Here is a 20736-nt window from a genome sequence, read left to right as displayed (position 1 = left end):
ACCTGGCACCTAATTTAGTAATTTCAATGCAGCATTGCTCATGACTTCTACTCCGTAGGCCATGGCTCTCTCGTCTATATCATACTTAGGATGATGCTGAGGGTATATAATACCTTTTTCAGGATTACCTACACCTACAAAGATGAAGCATCCGGGAATCTTTTGCAAATAGTAAGAAAAATCTTCACTGCTCATAAAAGGCTCTATAGCATGAGCTTTATGTCCAACCATCTCTTTACCTGCTTCCAATACTACACTGGTAACTTTAGGATCATTTGCAAGAACGTAAGTACATCTATCTCTCTCAATTTTGCATTTTGCACCTGCCATATCACATACATCCTCTACAATCTTTTTTATATGGCCAAATACTTTTTCTCGTACATTTTCATCAAGAGACCTTATGGTTCCCTTTAGTTCAGCTCTTCCTGCTACTGAATTGTAAACATGTCCCGAGTTAAATACACCAACAGACACAACAGCTTGCTTCATTGGGTCTACATCTCTTCCAACAATTGTATTCAATGCCACCACTATTTGGGATGCCGTTAATATAGAATCTATAGTTTGATGTGGCATGGAAGCATGCCCTGCTTTTCCTTCAATAATTATTGTAAATTCATCACTTGCTGCCATCATGGGACCAGCAGATATTCCTACTGTCCCAAATTTAACAGGCTGCCATAGATGTGCTCCTATAATGGCATCTACATCTTTTAGTCCACCATCAGCTATAATTGCCGCTGCCCCTGATCCATCAGCTACTTCTTCTTCACTAGGTTGAAATATGAATCTTACAGTTCCCTTTATCTCATGACGAAGATTACTAAGTACTTTTATAACTCCCAAAAGCATAGCAATATGTCCGTCATGGCCACAAGCATGACATGCACCCTTATTTTGTGATTGATAAGGCTTTCCACATTCATCTTCTATGGCAAGTGCATCCATATCTGCTCGAATTGCTATAATTTTACCTGGTTTTTCACCTTTTAATTCAGCAATAACTCCTGTACCAGCAGCCTTTCTAATGTCTAAGTCCAAACCCTCAAGTACTTCAATGATTTTCTTTTGAGTAGCAAATTCTTTTTTGCTTAACTCTGGATATTTATGAAAATATCTTCTTATCTCAACTATTTCAGGGTAATACTTTTCTGTAAGTTCCTTTATATCACTCATAATTACAAACCTTTCATTATTATTTTAGGTGCCAGGCACCATAGTGGAGCATAAATGTCCCACCATGGTGCCTGGCACCTGATTGTATTTTTACTTATACTCTGAAAATACATCTAATTCATCACTATCTACATCTTCTGATTTGACATAGGTCATAGCTCTAAATGTATCTAAAGAAGTTATTACTTGAATGTTTCTCTCTACGGCAGTTCTTCTTATATGAAATCCATCTCTTCTAGAATCATTCCCTTTAGTTGGTGTATTTATGACTAAATCCACCTCTTCATTTTTTATAACATCTATTATATTAGGATTTTCTTCATTCATCTTTCTAACTTCTTTAACTTCAATTCCATTATCTCTTAAAAGTTTTGCCGTATTTCGAGTAGCCATAAATTTTATTCCCATCTTGTAAATCTCTTTAGCTATAGGTAAAAATTCTTGTTTATCATGATCTCCTATAGTAGCAAGCATTACTCCGTTTTTCATATTAGAAAACATTCCTGCAGCTAAAAATCCTTTATAAAGTGCTCCTGTAAGAGTATTTGAAACACCTAGTACTTCTCCAGTTGATCTCATTTCAGGTCCAAGTGATACTTCTACATTTGGAAGTTTCTGTGTAGAAAATACAGGCACCTTAACTGCCACTATATTGGGTTCTTTTGAAATTCCAACTCCATACCCAATATTCTTTAGTTTTTCACCCAAAGTTACTCTAGTTGCAATATCAACTATAGGTACACCGCTCACCTTGCTTATATATGGAACTGTCCTTGAAGCCCTTGGATTTACTTCTATTACATACAGATTGCCCTTATACTCTATAAACTGAATGTTAATCATACCTTTTATTCCGATTCCAGTTGCAAGTTTTTCGGTATAATCTAATATTTTTTTCTTCATTTCATCACTTATATTCTGACTAGGATACATAGTTATACTATCACCAGAGTGTATACCAGCCCTTTCAAGATGCTCCATAATTCCAGGTATAAGCACATCTTCTCCATCACAAATTGCATCTACTTCTATTTCTCTTCCCATCAGATACTTATCTATTAATATAGGATTTTTCCTATCTTTCTTAAAAGCCATGGATAAGTAGTAAGTAAGTTCTTTATCATCGTAAGTTATTTCCATTCCTTGACCACCAAGTACATAGGACGGCCTTACAAGTACAGGGAATTCTAATCTTCTTGCTTCTTCCAATCCTTCTTCTACAGACCAAACACCTTTTCCCTTAGGTCTGCTTATATTTAGTCTTTCCAAAAGATCATCAAACTTTTCTCTGTCTTCTGCCTCATCTATCTGATCCGCTGTTGTACCCAAAGTAACTATATTTTTTTCCTTTAAAAATTCTGCTAATTTTATGGCAGTTTCTCCACCAAATTGAAGTATTACACCATAAGGTTTTTCCTTATCTATTATGCTTAGTACATCTTCTTCAGTTATAGGTTCAAAATACAATTTATCTGAAATATCAAAATCTGTACTTACAGTTTCAGGATTGTTGTTTACTATAATAGTTTCTATATTTAACTTTCTAAGAGTCTTTATACAGTGAACAGAAGCATAGTCAAATTCTATTCCCTGGCCTATTCTTATAGGTCCTGAGCCTATTACAATAACTTTCTTTTTATCTGAAACCTCAACTTCGTCATATTGTTCATAAGTAGAATAATAATAAGGTGATAGGGCTTCAAATTCTCCCCCACAGGTATCTACCATTTTATAAGCAGGAGTTATACTCCATATATTTCTAAGCTTATATACTTCTTCTGGAGATACTCGGAGCATATCTGCTATTCCCTTATCTGAAAATCCCTTTTTCTTAAGCAAAGTTAGCCACTCTTTATCCATATTGGAAATATCACTGGACTTTAATTTTTCTTCTTCATCTATTATCCACTGAAATTTCTTTATAAAGAATATATCTATTCCTGTAATCTCAGCTAATTTTTCAATTCTATATTTTCTCCTAATCATTTCTGCCATTGCAAATATTCTTTCATCATCAGGATATGCTATTCTTTCTTTAAGTTCTTTCATGGTGAAGTCTTTAAATTTTTTATACTCCAAGGAATAAGCCCCTATTTCAAGAGATCTCACACCTTTTAAAAATGCAGCTTCAAAGTTACTACCTATTGCCATTATTTCACCTGTAGCCATCATTTTTGTGCCAAGTTCCCTATCTGCATTGTGGAATTTGTCAAAAGGCCACTTAGGAATTTTTACTACTACATAGTCAAGAGATGGCTCGAAACAAGCATAAGTCTTTTTAGTAACTGCATTTTTTATTTCATCTAGGCCATATCCAAGAGCTATTTTAGCTGCAACCTTTGCAATAGGATATCCAGTAGCCTTTGATGCCAAAGCTGAAGAACGACTTACCCTTGGATTTATCTCTATAACTGCATATTCAAAAGATTTTGGATTAAGTGCCAGCTGAACATTGCATCCGCCTTCTATTCCAACCTCATTTATTATATTAATAGAAGCAGTTCTAAGCATTTGATATTCCTTATCAGATAATGTCTGGCTAGGGGCTACTACTATACTGTCTCCTGTATGAATTCCAACAGGATCTACATTTTCCATATTACATACAGTTATACAGTTTCCAAAGCTGTCTCTCATAACTTCATATTCGATTTCCTTCCAGCCTTTTATACTTCTTTCAAGAAGTACTTGACCTATGGAACTAAGTTCTAGTCCCGATTCCAGTATGGTCTCCAGCTGTTCTTCATTTTCAGCTATTCCGCCGCCTGTTCCACCTAAGGTATAAGCAGGCCTTACTATAACAGGATAACCTATTCTGTTTGCAAATTTTTTACCGCTTTCCATATCCGTTATTATTTCACTTTCCACAACAGGCTGATTTATTTTATTCATAGTATCTCTAAAAAGTTCTCTATCTTCACCTTTTTTTATAGCTTCTATTGCGGTACCTATTATATTCACGTTATATTTTTCAAGTATTTTCTTTTCATATAATTCCACTGTCAAATTTAATGCAGTCTGTCCACCCATACCTGCTAAAAGACTGTCAGGTCTTTCTTTTTTTATAACTTTTTCTACAAATTCAACCGTAAGAGGTTCAATATAAACTTTATCCGCAACCTCCCTATCTGTCATTATAGTTGCCGGATTACTATTTATAAGTACAACTTCTAACCCCTCTTCCCTAAGAGATTCACAAGCCTGAGTTCCAGAATAATCAAACTCTGCTGCCTGACCTATAATTATAGGGCCAGATCCTATTACTAATATTTTTTTAATATTTTTATTTAAAGGCATAAAAACCTATCTCCCTTCTACTCAATGCACAATTCACAATTCATAATTTTCATCTATAGAATTTACAACTTAAAGACAACTTGTGTGCAAGCATATCTTTAAGTTAAGAATTAATAATGAATAGTGAATGAAGATTTTCTGAAGTGTTAGCTGAAGAAAATCATCCATAACTATTAATTCTTAACTCTTAATTTTTAATTATATTTTATCAATTAACAGTAAAATATCCGGATTACAAGTTAACTTTCAAACTAGAAACTCTATATTTTAAAGTGAGTATTTCATAAATTCATCAAATATATAGTTGTTGTCTTCCGGTCCCGGACATGCTTCCGGATGAAATTGTATTGAGAATATAGGAAGACTTTTATGTTTCATTCCTTCTATAGTTCCATCGTTTAAACTTACATGAGTTATTTCCATATCTTCAGGCAGTCTGTTCACATAATAGCCGTGATTTTGAGAAGTTATATGCACTTTACCGCTTATAAGATCTTTTACAGGATGGTTGCATCCTCTGTGACCAAATTTGAGTTTAGCTGTGCTCCCCCCAAGGGCTAATGCCAAAAGCTGATGTCCAAGACATATTCCTGTAATAGGTTTTTTGCCTATAAGCTTTTTTATATTTTCAATTTCACAGGTAAGATCATCTGGATCTCCCGGACCATTTGATAAGAATATCAAATCTGGATCAATTTCAAGTACATCTTCTGCTTTAGTATTTGAAGGAAATATAGTTACCTTACATCCTCTATCTGCAAATGCTTTTATCATGGTTTTTTTAATTCCAAAATCCAAAATAGCAATATTTTTTTTGCCTTCACCTACAATATATTTTCCCTCTGTACTCACCTTAGATACTGCATTTTTATTGGAAAAAGACTTAATTTTATCTTCTACAGAGACAAAGTCTAGATTTTCTATAGTTATAATTCCCTTCATAGTACCATTTGTTCTTAGCATTTTTGTAAGTGCTCTCGTGTCGATTCCAGAAAGTCCTACAATTTTATTCGTTTTAAGGTAATCACAAAGTTCAAGTTCAGATCTAAAATTACTGGAATAGCTGCATAACTCTCTTACAATAAATCCCTTTACCTTTGGGTTGGATGATTCCATGTCTTCCAGATTAATTCCATAATTTCCTATAAGGGGATAAGTCATCGTTACTATCTGACCATAATAGGATGGGTCTGTAAGTATTTCTTCATATCCTGTCATTCCAGTATTAAATACCACTTCACCTACACTATCTTTCAAATACCCAAAAGCTTCTCCTTGAAAGATACTTCCATTTTCTAATATAAGTTTTGCTTTCATACTATACCTCCTGCATTTTTACTAGTAAAAATACACCTATCCATCTTAAAAAACAAAAAAGGCAATAAAAAAATTATTTTAAAAAACAATTTTTCTATTGCCAAAGTTTTCATATTCAAATACAAAACTATTCATTTTTTTTAGGATATAAAAAAGCTTACCCATCACATACCTCTTTCTGGCCTCACAGGACCAATTTAAAGTGTATTTTTCACTTAAATTCTAACCTTTATTCTAATTAAAATATGGCCATATGTCAAGTATCAAAAAATGTATTTTTTAAATTATCACTTGGAATAATATTCTTGAAAATGAAAATAAACAGGTATATAATAAAAACTGTTAATACACGAACAGTTTTTATGCAAATAATATCTATATTAACCATTAAAGGAGGTTGTATATGAAAAAAGCTATTTTATTTAGCCTGGCTGCAGCAATATTTTTGACAGGCTGCGGTTCTACAAACACTACGAGTAAAAATATTAAAAACATCAATCAAAATACCAGTGATCAATTTTTAATGGGAGGAAAAATTTCAACAAATGAACAAGCAAATATAACTTCAAAAGTTTCAGCAAAGGTTTCTGAAATATCCGTTGACTTGGGTTCAAAAACAAATGAAGGCGACGTACTTATTAAACTAGATACAAAAGATCTTCAAGGACAAGTTGATCAAGCCCAAGCAGCTTTAAATACCGCAAATGCAAATTTAACTAATGCCCAAAATAGCACCCGTCCTGAACAAGTCGCTGAAGCTCAATCCTCTGTAAGCAGTGCTTCTCAAAGTTATGAAACAGTAAAAAAGAACTATGACCGTGTACAGGCTTTAGTAAATGCAGGAGCAGCAACTCAGCAGGAACTGGATTCAGCCAATCAGCAGCTTGCTACAGCAGATTCACAGTATAAAACTGCCCAAGAGCAACTTGCTATGCTACAAAATGGCCCCACAAAATCATCTATAGATGTTTACAAAGCACAGGTAATCCAGGCTCAAGCAGCTTTAAAAACTGCACAGACATCCTTAAGCAATGCTATTATTACGGCACCTATTTCCGGAGTAGTAAATACCAGAAATGTCAATGTAGGAGATACAGTATCCCCTGGTGCAACACTTCTTTCTATAATAAATTCCAGCAACCTCTATGTAAATGCCTATGCACCTTTAGATATTGTAAGTCAAATTAAAGAAGGACAAGAAGTAGCTGTAAAAGTATCTGAAATACCAGACAAACAATTTAAGGGTAGAATAGCCGTTATAAATTCTAATTTAAATTCTGAAAGCAGAGACATTTTAGTTAAAGTAAGCCTAACAGATAAAGATTCACAGCTAAAACCCGGTATGTTTGCTGAGATTGGACTTGAAAAATAGAGAAAGAGGGTATTTCAAATATGAAACAAAAACGAAAAATATTGATTGTAGGAATATTAGTAATAATCGCAGTCGCACTCAGTAGTATAGGATTTTATTATTGGTATGAAAACACCTACTATGTTTCAACAGACGATGCAAAAGTAGATGCAGACCTAGTCAACGTAACTCCACAAATCAGTGGTAAATTGCTAGAACTCAATGTAGATGAAGGAGATATTGTTATTAAAAATCAAATATTAGCCCGTCAAGAAATGTCAGACCTATCTGACTCAAAGGTAGATCAATCTTTAATACGATCACCTATAAATGGCATAATTATTAAAAAGCAGGGAACCATCGGTGAAATTTGGTCTCCTGGTCAAACCCTAGCTACTTTAATAGATCCAAATAAACTTTATATAACTGCTGACATAGAAGAAACAAAGCTTGGAAAAATAAGAGTTGGACAGCCAGTTAGCATTACTATAGATGAGTATGGGTCTCAAAAATTTACCGGTAAAGTAAAATCTGTAGGAGAAGCAGCCCAATCTGCACTATCTATTATACCAACTACTACCAGTGGTACATTTACAAAAGTAGTTCAGAGAATACCTATAAAAATTTCTCTAGACAAATTTAACAACAAAATACTTCCAGGTACCAATGCCGTTGTTAAAATTCGCATAAAGTAATGGGGTGATATAATGGAAGAAAACAACAATGAATCTATATACAGCTGGCTAGCATTAATTGTTGTAGTAATAGGAACTTTTATGTCCATACTTGACAGTAGTATAGTTAATATCGCTATTCCAAAGATGATGGCAGTCTTTGGAGTATCAATGGATGATTCAAAATGGATACTGACATCATATACCCTAGCTCTTGGTGCAATTATACCTCTTACGGGATATCTTCAGGAAGTTTTCGGATCTAAAAAAATATATATGTTTGCACTTGCAATGTTCACTTTGGGCTCCATGCTATGTGGATTTGCCTGGAACAATACATCTATGATAGTATTTCGTATTATACAAGCTTTAGGTGGCGGCATGATAATGCCTGTAGGTATGTCCATAATATATGAAATATTTCCTAGAGATAAAATAGGCCTAGCCCTTGGAATTTGGGGGATAGCTTCCATGGCAGCACCTTCCATAGGACCTACTTTAGGTGGATATATTATTCAAAATATGAACTGGAGACTTATTTTCAATATCAATGTTCCCATAGGTATACTAGGTGTAATTTTAGCTGGAATTTTACTAAAGGATCCTAAAAAAGTTACATTTAAATCTTTTGATGTAATAGGATTTTTATCTTCTACAATTGGAGTAGTAAGCATTTTATATGTACTTGGGGAATGGACTTCAATTGACTGGAGCAAAGTACAATACCCGCTGCTTTTGACTTTAGGATGTCTGAGTCTTATACTATTTATAGTAAATGAACTTACCCACCCGCAGCCACTTTTAGACCTCACTGTATTTAAATTATTTGATTTTAGTGTATGTCAAATAATAATCTGCGTTTTGACTATGGCACTTATGGGTGGAGTATACGTGCTACCCTTATTCCTCCAAAATATAAGAGGATATACAGCAATGGAAACAGGTCTAATCATGCTGCCTGCTGCACTTGTAGTTGGAATACTAATGCCTGTAAGTGGTAACTTGTTTGATAAAATTGGTGCCAAGCCCTTAGTTATACCTGGGCTTATAATACTAGCCTTAAGTTCCTATCATCTTTCAGTTTTAATAAATATGAATTCCACTAGAGAAATGATAACTTTTATTCTATGTGTAAGGTCAATTGGGCTAGGATTTACAATGATGCCAATTAATACTGCAGGAATGAATGTAGTACCACAAAACTTGATTGGAAAAGCATCTGCTCTCTCCAGTACCATAAGACAAATAGCAAGTTCCCTCAGCGTAACAATAATGTCCGCCATAATACAAAGCAAAACTAACTACAATTATTTAAAACTATCTGAGCAAATAAATGTCTACAATAAACCCGCTAATGATACGATAAATATACTTACGAAATCATATATGCAAGAAGGCCTACCCCAAGGCACAGCTAAAGCCTCTGCATTATCTACGTTAAGTAAATTGCTTCAAGGACAGGCTACCATAGACGCTATGGCTTATGCAGTTGCTATTACTTCTATTATAGTAATTGTCACTATAGTCTTAACTTTAATGATGAAAAGTAAAAAAACAGAGAAAGGAGCTGAGCACAATACCAACACAAAAGAACTTGCCACCACAAAATGATGACTTAATATTAGAGCAATCGGATAAAATAATTAATCTTTTTAAAATTATCCATAAAATTATTGGTCATAAATTCAGAGAAATTGCAGGACAATTTGGTTTTACGGCACCTCAACTGGCAGTTGTAGTTCATCTGTATAAAAAACCTGGTATGACATTAAATGAGTTGAGCAATCATTTAATGCTTGCAAAGAGTACAGTATCTGGTATAGTAAACCGTCTGGTAAATCAGGGTGTTGTAACCCGAGAGATACCTGAAAGCAACAGAAGAATTGTAAAACTATCTATATCTGAAGAATTTAAGAAAGTTAATGATATATTAGACATAAAGCAAACTTTAATTTCCAACTGTATATCCGATACTATAAGAAATATGGATAGCAAATCAGTAGATCAATTTATTCATGCATTAGAACATTACAAATCACTATTAGAAGATATTAAATAAAAGGGAAAATACTTCAGCAAAACTTGCTTACTGCTGTCGTGTTTTCCCTTTACCTTTCTCTTCATCCTTATAAACAGAGTTCTTGGTTTCAGGTGAAGTTTTTTTCTCCATCTGAAACTTATTAACAGGATTCTTAGTGCTTTATCACTTAGAAGGCGTTATCCTTTAGGGGAAATCGTTATCCAGGGGCGTAGCAGCCGTTATGCACAGCATAAGAACTCTAAATCGCTGAAACTCAATAGTTCTAATATTCCCCACTTTATAAGAAAAGCAGATATCCCAAATCTTTGATTTGGCAATAGTCGCTTTCGCTGTGTGCGATGGGGGTATTACGGCTGGTAGCCATCGGATAAACAGAGTTCTTAGCATCAGATGGAGTTAAAACTCCACCTGATGCTAAGAATCACTTGATTGAAATCACAAGTGCTATCAATTATTATACATAATAAATGCCCATGCTGCGTAGTATTTAATAGATATAATAAAAAGGAGAGGAGAATATGAACTTTAAGGATATAATTGAAAAAGACAGGGAAATAAGAAAAAAGCATGAGTTTAAAGGAACTTTTCTAGAGTACTTAGAAATTGTAAAAAAGAACCCTAAAATCGTAAAATTATCTCATAGAAGAATGTATGATATTATAATGAATAAAGGTTATGAAGTTTTAAAGCCTGAAGAAAATCCAAGAATAAAAAAATTATATGGAAATGAACCAATTAGAAGGTATAACTTTTTCAAAGATGACTTTTTTGGAATTGACAAAGTCATAATGAAACTAGTTAACTATTTCCACTCTGCAGCAATGATGGGAGAAGAATCAAGACAGGTGCTTTACCTAGTAGGTCCTGTAGGAGCTGGTAAATCATCTTTAGTAGAATCAATTAAAAAAGCCCTTGAAACCTCAGAACCTATTTATACTCTTGAAGGATGTCCTATGAGAGAAGAGCCTCTGCACCTTATACCAAAACATTTAAAAGGAAGTTTTGAGAAAGCACTCGGTGTAGAAATTGAAGGCGATTTATGTCCTGTTTGTAAATATAGGCTAAAGCATGATTACGGCGGCGAATATGAAAAATTTCCTGTAACTACTACTGACTTTTCCATACGATCAAGAAAAGGCATTGGAGTAGTACCCCCAGTTGATCCTAATAACCAAGATACATCCGTACTCACAGGTTCCATTGATATATCAAAGATGGATATGTACCCTGAAGATGATCCTAGAATATTCTCGCTAAATGGTGCTTTCAACGTAGGTAATAGAGGGCTTGTAGAATTTATTGAAGTTTTTAAAAATGATGTGGAATATCTTCACACAATAATTACAGCTACCCAGGAAAAATCAGTTCCATCTCCAGGTAAGGGTTCAATGATTTATTTTGATGGAATTATTCTAGCACATTCCAATGAATCTGAATGGAACAAATTTAAATCTGACCATACTAACGAAGCAATACTAGATAGAATAGTAAAAATTGAAGTTCCTTACTGCATGGAATTAAATGAAGAAATTAAAATATATAAAAAAATACTTGGCAAGAGTCAATTTAATGCACATATAGCACCCCACACCATAGAAATAGCAGCAATGTTCGCAATTCTATCCAGACTTTCACCTTCCAACAAGGTAGATCCTATGACAAAATTAAAAATTTACAATGGAGAAGATATCGTTGAAAAAGGCACAACTAAAAAAATTGACTTTTCAGAATTAAAAGAGGAAGCAGGTTCTAGAGAAGGAATGACAGGAATTTCCACTAGGTTTATAGTAAAAGCCTTAGATAGTGCACTTTCAAACTCAGAATACAACTGTATAAATCCTCTTAGCGTAATAGAAAGCTTAACAAAAGCAGTTAAAGATTTGGATATAGCTGAAGATGATAAACAAAGATATTTAACTTTTATAAAAGATACCATTAGAAAAGAATACAACAAAGTATTGGAAAAAGAAATAACCAGAGCTTTTATTCACAGTTTTAAAGAACAGGCAGAAAGTCTTTTTGATAATTACCTAGATCATGCAGAAGCTTATGTAAATAAAAATAAAATTAAAGATCAATCTACTGGAGAAGAATTAGAACCAGATGAGACTTTCATGAGATCTATAGAAGAACATATTGGCATCTCCGAAAATTCTGCAAAAGGATTTAGAACAGATGTAACTTCATATATGTTCTACGTTATAAGAAATGGAGGAAAAATCAGCTATACTTCCTACGAACCTCTTAAAGAAGCTATTGAGAAAAAACTCACTGCATCTGTAAAAGAACTATCCAGAGTTATAACTAAGTCAAAAGTAAGGGGCAAGGAACAAAACGAAAAATATAATTCCATGGTTGAGGAAATGAAGGCAGATGGATATTGTAACCACTGCTGTGACGTTATTTTAAAATACGCTGCCAACAACCTATGGAAGGATTGATATTATGGCTATTTTTAGAGAATTTGATCCAAGGGATCACCATGATAGATCCTTAGAAGATAGAAGGCGCCACAAGCAATTAGTAGAGAAATCCATAAAGGATAATCTTGCAGATATAATATCAGAAGAAAGCATTATAGGTCAGAGTAAAGATAAGAAAATTAAAATTCCCATAAAGGGCATTAAAGAATATCACTTTATATATGGAGACAACAGTCCCCAAGTTGGAAGTGGAAATGGATCTCAAAAAAGAGGAGATAAAATTGGAAGATCCCTAGCGAAAAATGGAGGCAAAGGCAAAGGCGGTGCAGGTAACGAAGAAGGGGAAGATATGTACGAAACGGAAATTACCTTAGAAGAACTTATGAATTACCTTCTTGAAGATATGGAGCTACCTTTGATGGACAAAAAAAAATTTTCAGAACTACTGTCTAAAAAATCCTTAAAAAAAGCAGGATATCAAAGAAATGGAATAAATCCAAGGCTCGCTAAGAAAAGAACTGTTATAGAAAAGCTAAAAAGACAGCAAAACTCTAAACGAGATATTAGAGAAGCTTCCAAAGACCCACTGTTTAAAAATAAAATTATTTCTAAAGATATAGACTCAAGATTTCCTTTCAGGCAGGAAGATTTAAGATACTTCAGGATAAAAGAGAAAAAAAAGCGTGAATTAAATGCTGCTGTTATATGCGTAATGGATACCTCAGGTTCCATGGATAGCACAAGAAAATTCTTAGCTAGATCCTTTTTCTTTATTCTGTATCAATTTGTAAAAGCTAAATACAATAATGTTGAAATTAAATTTATTTCTCACTCCACTAAAGCAAAAGTAGTTACTGAAAATGAATTTTTCCACAAAGTAGAATCTGGTGGAACCTATATATCCAGCGGATTAAATAAAGCTCTTGAAGTAATTGAAGAAAATTATAATCCTGCTTACTGGAACGTATATACCTTTTATGTAAGTGACGGTGACAATTGGGATGAAGACAACGAACGTGCTTTAAAAGCTGCCAAAGATTTATGTGAAGTCTGCAATCTTTTTAGCTATGCAGAAATCATACCCAGCTATTTTGGAAGTAATATAAAAAACATTTTCCGTCGAGGAATAGATAAAAATAACTTTTCTACTGTAACTATTAATGAGAAGCAAGACTTATGGATATCCCTTAAAAAAATATTGAAAAAAGAACTGGAAGGAAGGTGATTTTTCTGGAATATACAGGTACAGATTTAGAAAAATGGTGTGACATTATAGAAGATGCATCTAAAAAATCAGGACTTGACTTTTATCCTCAAGAATTTGAAATTGTAAGTTATACAGACATGATAGGATACGAAGCCTATCTGGGAATGCCTGCTAGATACCCTCACTGGAGTTTTGGCAAATCCTATGATAGGACAAAATCACTTTACAAATATAACCTTACAGGACTTCCTTATGAAATGGTAATAAACTCAAATCCCTGTCTTGCTTATTTGATGAAGGACAATACACTGTTACTGCAAATTCTAACAATGGCTCATGTATACGGACATAATGATTTCTTTAAAAATAACAGATTGTTTAAAGAGGGTACTAAAGCATCCTATACTCTTGAAATGTTTAAAAATGACGCAGATATGATAAGAGAATATATAAATGACCCAAGCATCGGGTATGAAGGAGTAGAAAAAATTTTAAATGCCGCTCATTCCATAAGATTTCAAACAAATAGGGCTATAGGATTAAAAAAAACAGAAGAAGAATCAAAAGAAGACTTACTAAACTTTATTATAAATCACAGTGACTTAGAAGAATGGCAAAAAAATGTTTTATATGTAGTAAAAAAAGAAACTGCATATTTTATACCTCAGGTTGAAACAAAGATTATGAATGAAGGTTGGGCAAGTTACTGGCACTACAAGACCTTAAATAGACTGGACCTTTCGCCTTCACTTCACATTGAATTCATTAAAAGACATAATGATGTAATTACACCTATTATGGGAGGAATTAACCCCTATTATATTGGCTTTAAAATATTTGAAGACTTAGATAAAAGATACGGACAAAATAAAATATTTGAAGTAAGATCACTGGAAAGAGATGCCTCTTTTATTAGAAGATACTTAACAAAAGAGCTGTGTTATGAACTAAATTTATTTGAATATGCAAAACAACGCAGTGACTACGTAATAAAAGAAATTCCTGATGAAAAAGGATGGATTGAAATCAGGAATACCCTATGCAATAATTGTGGTATGGGTTCCATTCCCAATATTGTCGTTGATGATATTTTAAAAAAGGACAATACCCTCGTATTAAAACATATTTACGATGGGAGAGAATTAAATTCAAATTATATGGAAGCTACTTTAAAATGCATTTATGAATTGTGGGGATATCCCGTGAAATTAAATACCAAAATAAGCAAAGAAGATATAGAAGTATGCTGCAGCGAGCCTACTACTATTACTTATAAAACTTTAAGATGTGATTAATATAGGGTTTCTAAGTAGAAAGTTTACTTATACCGGACATATACTAACAAAAATCATCACACTAAAAACTTTTTATAAGTCTAAAATTCAGTATTTTGAAAATTTAAAGAAGCTTATATAAACTCGTACCTCAGACATATATAAGCTTCTAAGACTTTCTAAAATACTTCACTAAGACTTATAAAAAAAGTTTTTAAGTGTGATTTCACTTTTGTTAGTATATTTCATGTATAAGTTAAAATTTCAATTAGAATCACTATATAGATTTTCTAAGTTTAAAGCCCTCTAGATAGTTAACTCTAGAATTAACCTTGTCCAAATTGTCAGTTTAATTTAAATGCTAAAATTATAAATTCAACCAAGATTTATAATTAGCAATTTTCAACACTTATAGATTTATTTTTAAACTTTACAATCTGCGTAGGTATTCTAACTTAAAAATCAACTTATATGCAGGCATATTTTTAAGTTAAGAATTGATAATTAAGAATGAATAGTGAAGGTCAATTTTTCTCCTCTACGCTACGAAAAATTTTAAATTTGAGTCTTTGCGTAAGTGATACCATATTTTAGATTTTCTGAAGTGCTAACGGAAGAAAATCATCCATAACTATTAATTCTTAACTCTTAATTTTTAATTACTAAAAACATTCGGAGTATAAGTTGATTTTTGGCTTATAATACCTATGATGCTTTAATTAAAGTCCTTCCATTATTTGTCTTGCTATATAATCCCCATCTATTTGATCATCCACTTGAATATTTATAACTTGGCTTTTGCCTGAAGCCTCCCCTGTCATATATAATATTTCTCCTGAATTATCATCTATTTTTTTAACTACTACAGCTTTATCGCCTTTTAATACTTTCAGCTTTTTACCACCTTCTACTGGTAACCAAAAGCTTTGAGTAAATTGAATTTCGTGTCCAATTTTATACTTCATAAAATACCATTGCCAAAACATTATAGAACTCTATAAAGCTTGTTTAATTCCCTGTTCGGCCTATCCCATTTTACTATAGAGCTACTTTGGTTTGATATAATAGTCCGAGGGCTTAAATTCCCATACAACGCATGGTACATATTAGTAGTATCTTTTAAGTGATTAGCCTACTAATTCATATCTTGATAGATTGATACTTGCATTATAATCTCTATCTATAACACAACCACATTCCTCACATATATATGTCCTTTCAGATAGTGAAAGCTTTGACTTTATATGTCCACACTCACTACAAGTTTTTGATGAAGGATACCATTTGTCTGCTTCTACAAATTCAATACCATTAAACTCACATTTATATTGCATTTGTCTTTTAAACTCATACAAACATTGTTTTGCTATTGCTTTTGCTAAATATCGGTTCTTCATCATTCCTTTAATATTAAGTGTTTCCATAACAACTCTCGATGGCTTGGTTTTCACTATCTTATTTGTTGCTTGGTGAATATGATTACTTCTTATATTTGCTAATTTTCTATGAAGTAATTTAATCTGCTTTTCGATTTTTATAATATTACCTGTTTTGACAAACTTACTCCCTTCTTTATTTTTTAGGTATTTGCGAGATACCCTACGTTGTAATCTACGTAGCCTTTTTTCAAGTTGCTTTACAACTTTTGTCTTATTGATATTTTTAAAAGTCATTCCGTTAGAACATATAGCTAAATCCTTTACCCCAACATCAATACCAATACTTTCATTTGTTAATTCTACTATTGGATTTTCTTTTTCTATACCTACTGATATGAACCAATACTTTCCATCAAAACTTATTCTCGGATTAGTATATTTACAGTTCATAGGCATTGTATTTTTCTTTATATCTATCCAACCAACCTTTTCAATTAACACCGAATTTTCTTTAACTTTAAGCTTTGATGTATCATTATAAAAAGATGGCTTAGATTTTTTTCTACTCTTAAACCTTGGCTTATCAGCTAACTTTTTGAAAAACTTCTTATAAACATCGCAACCATCTTTAACAGCTTGTTTAGCCACATTGTTAGATACTTCATTTAGCCAACTTAGACTATCTTGTTTGAGTATTGTTATTTCTTTTCTCAAATCATTATCTGATATAAATTTCCCACCATTTTTATAATTATCTTCTTGCCTTTCAAGGTCATCTTTTTGTTTGTGGGAACTAACTCTACAATATCCAATTACTTTTTTAGTTTCAATACCTTTTATACCTAAAAAATGATTAAGTTGCTCTTGTGAATAATATCTATACCCCACTTTATCTAATTAAGAGTTAATAGTTAAGAATTAATAATTAGAGTTTAAAGTCCAAATAACAAAGAACAGATAAAGATGATTTCCCTCGTACCTTAGGAAATCTATAATTTTAATATTTTCTGACGTTAGGAAGAAAATTATCCTTATTTGATATTTAAACTTTGAACTTTGTTCTTTACTAAGGTTGCGACGCAATATTCCTATCTTAAGTCAAAATTTCTTATGTGCAAAAGTTAAGTTATACAATCTTACAAGTCTTACTTATCTTCCATTATGCCATACTTTTTTTGAAATGTTAACTTCCCCTCTACAAGCCTGGATATTACCATACTAGCTACTGTGTTTCCTGTAGAATTAAGCACAGTAGCTGGTGCATCTATTATTACGCTTATAACTGCAATTATAGGAAGCAGCTCCGTTGGAAGTCCGTACACACTTAATATAAGCATCTCACCAATCATACCTCCACTAGGTATAGCTGCCATTACAGCTCCAACTAAAAAGGATACAAAAATTATGGAAAGTATAGCTGAAGGACTAGTCATATTTCTTCCAAATAGTCCAAACAAGAAAGTAATTTTCATAACACCACCAATTACAGAACCATCTTTATGAATATTTGCCCCTAATGGAATTACAGTTTCAACTATATCCTCTGGTACTCCCATTTTTTTTGTACACTCTAAATTAACAGGAATACTTGCTGCACTTGAGCAAGTTGCCAGTGCTGTTATCGTTGGAGCTACAGCGTTTCTCCAGAATGTTTTAATTCCAATCTTGCCACCAGCTAAAAATGCATAGAAAGTAAAGAACCCAAAATAGTAAATAACTGATATAACTATATATAGAAGAAATACTCTTAAATATCCCTGTAGTATTTGTGGTCCAAGAGATCCTATTACTGCAGCGAAATAACATCCAAGACCTATTGGAGCATAGTACATTATTATTTTAACCATTTTCATCATTACATTAGATGCCGCCTCTAAAAATTTTGCAACAGGTTCAGCCTTTTCCCCAAGAGCTGAAGTCGAAATACCAAAAAGCACTGAAAATACAATGAGCTGCAACATATTACTTTTAGAAAATAAGGAAACAAAATCTGAAACAGTAAGAGTATTTACAATCTGCTGTAAAAGCCCTACTTGCTTCACTTTATCAGCAGCACCTCCTCCAGCTGTTACAATCTTTTTAAGAGCTGAATAATCTATGCCTCTTGCAGGATTTACTATTAAAGCACCTATAAAACCAATCACAGCCGCTGCAAGCGCAGTACATATAAATACTACAAAGGTACTTGCCATAATTTTACCTAATCTTTTCATACCTTTCATGTTTGCTATAGCAGAAGTAACACTAAAGAATACCAAAGGTATTATCACCATAAACATTAAATTTAAAAATAAGTCTCCAAAAGGCTTTAATACTAGTGCCTTAGATCCTAACAATACACCTACAATTGCACCTAAAACTATTGAGCCTAATAATATAATGGAAAACTTGTAGTTTTTAAAAAAATTTTTCATTTTCTATCACTCCTTTCTACAAACTATTAATTTCTATCCTAAAAGTCCGTAATTTTTTAATTCATTTTTTAATATTTTTAAGTTTTCATCCGTCATAGTAGTAAGCGGAAGTCTCAAGTTTCCAACATTTTTGCCTAAAATATTCATAGCAGTTTTTACTGGAATAGGATTCGTCTCTATAAACATTGCCTTTATAAGTGAATATAAATCCAACTGTAATTTAAGTGCAGCCTTTATATCACCTTTAAAGAATAATTTGCACATTTTTTCCATATCACAGGGTACTATATTTGCCATTACAGATATTACCCCACATCCCCCTAAAGACAATATTGGAATTACTTGGTCATCATTTCCAGAATATATATCAATTCTGTCACCACAAAGTGCTTTCATTTCAGCAATTTGACTTATGTTGCCACTGGCTTCTTTTATTCCGCTTATGTTTTTAAATTCGCATAATTTTTTCAAAGTTTTTGGAAGTATATTTAATCCTGTTCTTCCTGGAACATTGTAAACTATTATAGGAGTTTTTACTCTATCGTTTATTACTTTAAAATGTTCTATAATTCCTTTTTGTGTAGTTTTATTGTAATAAGGAGTAATTACAAGGAGTCCATCTACCCCTACGCTTTCAGCCCATACGCTCATATCTACAGCCTGCGCAGTACAATTACTACCTGTACCAGCTATTACTGGTATTCTTCCATTTACCGTATCTACAGTAAACTTTATAGTATCTTTCTTTTCTTTTTCCGTCATTGTAGTGGCTTCACCTGAAGTTCCACAAACAACTATGGCTTTTGTACCTGATTTTATATGCCATTCTAAAAGTTCCTTTAATTTATCAAAGTTTACAGTGCCATCTTTAAATGGAGTTACAATTGCAACTGCAGAACCAGTAAATAAACTCATAAAAACACCTCATTTTTTCATTTAATCTTTAAGCATCTTCAAATAAATAACTGGTCAATATGATAGCCTATTTTCTTTTAAATGCCTTATACTTATTATATACTGATTTTTTACTTGTTTTATTGCGAAAAGTGCTTGAAATATTGCGAAAAATGCTTTAGCATATAAATATAATATAGTTGAGGTATGATTGAATGATTGAAAATACAACTCAAAAAGTAAAGAGAGGTTATTTGAAAAGTGACTTTGAAATATTTCACTTAAAAGATAAAAGAGATATTAAATTTCAATTTCACTATCATAATTTTAATAAAATAGTAATATTTATATCAGGCAATGTAACCTATTTAATAGAGGGTAAATCCTACAAATTAAAGCCCTGGGATATACTTCTTGTAAACAGCAATGATATACACAAAGCTATAATAGACTCAAACGAAACCTACGAACGTATAATTATGTGGCTAAATTCAGACTTTTTAGTAAGATATAATCATAACTGTAATTTATTAAGCTGCTTTGAGCTGGCATCAAAACAAAGATTTAATTTATTGAGACTTGAAGGTGCATGGCTTGCAGATGTAAAAAAAATACTTTTTCAAATTGAAGATACCTTTAAAAACAAAGAATTAGGTTACAGCGTACTGAGGATTTCCTATTTTCTACAGTTTATAGTCTATATAAATAGATTGTTTTTGAAACAAAAAAATATTTCAGAATCCAATGACATAAAATATGATAAGAGCATGGATAATATTCTAGATTATATAAATAAGAATTTAAGCAAAAATCTTTCTGTAGATGCTCTATCCTCTAAATTTTATGTAAGCAAGTACTATTTAATGCACAAATTTAAAGAACAAACCGGGTATACACTTCACAATTATATACTTCAGAAAAGATTGATTATGGCCAATTTGTTGATATCAAATGGTGAAAATGCATCAGATGCCTGCGTAAAATCTGGTTTTGGAGATTACTCCAACTTTGTGCGAGCCTTTAAAAAGATGTTTGGACTTTCTCCTAAAAAATACTACAAAAGCTAATCATTATAGAGTTTCTAGTTTGAAAGTTAACTTATACAGATCATGTAATGACAAATTTCAACACTTATAGATTCATTTTTAAACTTTACAATTTGCATAGGTATTCTAACTTAAAAATCAACTTATACGTAGAAACATTTTACAATAAGCAAGTACATTTAAATTTTTTGCTTAGACTTATCAAAATATTTAATCGTACTTGTGGTTGTAAAATATTCG

General features: G+C 32.5%; 14 protein-coding genes and 2 pseudogenes. 8 read left to right on the top strand and 8 right to left on the bottom strand.

Annotation, left to right across the window (positions count from 1 at the left end):
- Positions 1–9: 9 nt before the first annotated feature.
- The 3 genes from B5S50_RS13160 to B5S50_RS13150 all read right to left on the bottom strand — a co-directional run bounded on the left by B5S50_RS13160 (position 10) and on the right by B5S50_RS13150 (position 5793).
- A complete protein-coding gene (locus tag B5S50_RS13160) occupies positions 10–1179 on the bottom strand; it encodes a M20 family metallopeptidase (protein WP_217302035.1) in 1170 nt (389 codons plus the stop codon).
- A 90-nt stretch (positions 1180–1269) separates the two neighbouring features.
- On the bottom strand, positions 1270–4476 hold the full coding sequence (carB, locus tag B5S50_RS13155) for a carbamoyl-phosphate synthase large subunit (RefSeq protein ID WP_065079796.1): 3207 nt from the start codon (positions 4474–4476) through the stop codon (positions 1270–1272).
- A 267-nt stretch (positions 4477–4743) separates the two neighbouring features.
- Complete coding sequence (locus tag B5S50_RS13150; protein ID WP_217302034.1) at positions 4744–5793, bottom strand: carbamoyl phosphate synthase small subunit; 1050 nt, start codon at positions 5791–5793, stop codon at positions 4744–4746.
- 403 nt (positions 5794–6196) lie between these two features.
- Here B5S50_RS13150 and B5S50_RS13145 point away from each other — a divergent pair, with 403 nt between their 5' ends.
- The 7 genes from B5S50_RS13145 (at position 6197) to B5S50_RS13115 (ending at position 14784) form a co-directional block, all read left to right on the top strand.
- Positions 6197–7165, top strand: coding sequence for an HlyD family secretion protein (locus tag B5S50_RS13145; protein ID WP_217302033.1), 969 nt, complete (start codon positions 6197–6199; stop codon positions 7163–7165).
- Positions 7166–7185: 20 nt separating this feature from the next.
- Positions 7186–7839, top strand: a complete 654-nt coding sequence (locus B5S50_RS13140; protein WP_065079793.1) for an HlyD family secretion protein — start codon at positions 7186–7188, stop codon at positions 7837–7839.
- Between the two features lie 12 nt (positions 7840–7851).
- Entirely contained in the window at positions 7852–9429 is a 1578-nt protein-coding gene (locus B5S50_RS13135; protein WP_065079792.1) for a DHA2 family efflux MFS transporter permease subunit, read from the top strand.
- Entirely contained in the window at positions 9413–9877 is a 465-nt protein-coding gene (locus B5S50_RS13130) for a MarR family winged helix-turn-helix transcriptional regulator (protein ID WP_242872181.1), read from the top strand. Before B5S50_RS13135 ends, B5S50_RS13130 begins: the two co-directional genes overlap by 17 nt.
- Before the next feature lie 500 nt (positions 9878–10377).
- Positions 10378–12300, top strand: a complete 1923-nt coding sequence (locus tag B5S50_RS13125) for a PrkA family serine protein kinase (protein ID WP_065079790.1) — start codon at positions 10378–10380, stop codon at positions 12298–12300.
- Between the two features lie 4 nt (positions 12301–12304).
- Complete coding sequence (gene yhbH, locus B5S50_RS13120) at positions 12305–13507, top strand: sporulation protein YhbH (RefSeq protein WP_065079789.1); 1203 nt, start codon at positions 12305–12307, stop codon at positions 13505–13507.
- Positions 13508–13512: 5 nt separating this feature from the next.
- A complete protein-coding gene (locus B5S50_RS13115; RefSeq protein ID WP_065079905.1) occupies positions 13513–14784 on the top strand; it encodes a SpoVR family protein in 1272 nt (423 codons plus the stop codon).
- A 698-nt stretch (positions 14785–15482) separates the two neighbouring features.
- Here B5S50_RS13115 and B5S50_RS13110 read toward each other — a convergent pair.
- The 5 genes and pseudogenes from B5S50_RS13110 to dapA all read right to left on the bottom strand — a co-directional run bounded on the left by B5S50_RS13110 (position 15483) and on the right by dapA (position 19471).
- Complete coding sequence (locus B5S50_RS13110; RefSeq protein WP_065078881.1) at positions 15483–15728, bottom strand: hypothetical protein; 246 nt, start codon at positions 15726–15728, stop codon at positions 15483–15485.
- Between the two features lie 162 nt (positions 15729–15890).
- Positions 15891–16913, bottom strand: a pseudogene (locus B5S50_RS13105) (RNA-guided endonuclease InsQ/TnpB family protein); the annotation flags it as partial.
- Positions 16887–17027: pseudogene (locus B5S50_RS21600) on the bottom strand (recombinase family protein); the annotation flags it as partial. The pseudogenes B5S50_RS13105 and B5S50_RS21600, both read right to left, overlap by 27 nt.
- A 260-nt stretch (positions 17028–17287) precedes the next feature.
- Positions 17288–18556: a dicarboxylate/amino acid:cation symporter gene (locus tag B5S50_RS13100; RefSeq protein WP_217302032.1), complete on the bottom strand. Its 1269-nt coding sequence runs from the start codon at positions 18554–18556 to the stop codon at positions 17288–17290.
- A gap of 33 nt (positions 18557–18589) precedes the next feature.
- Entirely contained in the window at positions 18590–19471 is an 882-nt protein-coding gene (gene dapA / locus B5S50_RS13095; RefSeq protein WP_065078862.1) for a 4-hydroxy-tetrahydrodipicolinate synthase, read from the bottom strand.
- A 194-nt stretch (positions 19472–19665) separates the two neighbouring features.
- Between dapA and B5S50_RS13090 the strand changes: the two genes are divergently transcribed.
- A complete protein-coding gene (locus B5S50_RS13090) occupies positions 19666–20517 on the top strand; it encodes an AraC family transcriptional regulator (RefSeq protein WP_065078863.1) in 852 nt (283 codons plus the stop codon).
- Positions 20518–20736: the final 219 nt, after the last annotated feature.

This window comes from Clostridium sp. 001, from assembly GCF_019056555.1.
GTDB lineage: Bacteria > Bacillota > Clostridia > Clostridiales > Clostridiaceae > Clostridium_B > Clostridium_B ragsdalei.
Note: the sequence above shows the minus strand (reverse complement) of the source record. Positions and strands in the feature narration are given on the sequence as shown.

What these genes read in the sequence shown, in the direction of transcription:
- B5S50_RS13160 (WP_217302035.1), bottom strand. Translation starts at nt 1,179, where the DNA reads ATGAGTGATATAAAGGAACTTACAGAAAAGTATTACCCTGAAATAGTT.
- carB (WP_065079796.1), bottom strand. Translation starts at nt 4,476, where the DNA reads ATGCCTTTAAATAAAAATATTAAAAAAATATTAGTAATAGGATCTGGC.
- B5S50_RS13150 (WP_217302034.1), bottom strand. Translation starts at nt 5,793, where the DNA reads ATGAAAGCAAAACTTATATTAGAAAATGGAAGTATCTTTCAAGGAGAA.
- B5S50_RS13145 (WP_217302033.1), top strand. Translation starts at nt 6,197, where the DNA reads ATGAAAAAAGCTATTTTATTTAGCCTGGCTGCAGCAATATTTTTGACA.
- B5S50_RS13140 (WP_065079793.1), top strand. Translation starts at nt 7,186, where the DNA reads ATGAAACAAAAACGAAAAATATTGATTGTAGGAATATTAGTAATAATC.
- B5S50_RS13135 (WP_065079792.1), top strand. Translation starts at nt 7,852, where the DNA reads ATGGAAGAAAACAACAATGAATCTATATACAGCTGGCTAGCATTAATT.
- B5S50_RS13125 (WP_065079790.1), top strand. Translation starts at nt 10,378, where the DNA reads ATGAACTTTAAGGATATAATTGAAAAAGACAGGGAAATAAGAAAAAAG.
- yhbH (WP_065079789.1), top strand. Translation starts at nt 12,305, where the DNA reads ATGGCTATTTTTAGAGAATTTGATCCAAGGGATCACCATGATAGATCC.
- B5S50_RS13110 (WP_065078881.1), bottom strand. Translation starts at nt 15,728, where the DNA reads ATGAAGTATAAAATTGGACACGAAATTCAATTTACTCAAAGCTTTTGG.
- B5S50_RS13100 (WP_217302032.1), bottom strand. Translation starts at nt 18,556, where the DNA reads ATGAAAAATTTTTTTAAAAACTACAAGTTTTCCATTATATTATTAGGC.
- dapA (WP_065078862.1), bottom strand. Translation starts at nt 19,471, where the DNA reads ATGAGTTTATTTACTGGTTCTGCAGTTGCAATTGTAACTCCATTTAAA.
- B5S50_RS13090 (WP_065078863.1), top strand. Translation starts at nt 19,666, where the DNA reads ATGATTGAAAATACAACTCAAAAAGTAAAGAGAGGTTATTTGAAAAGT.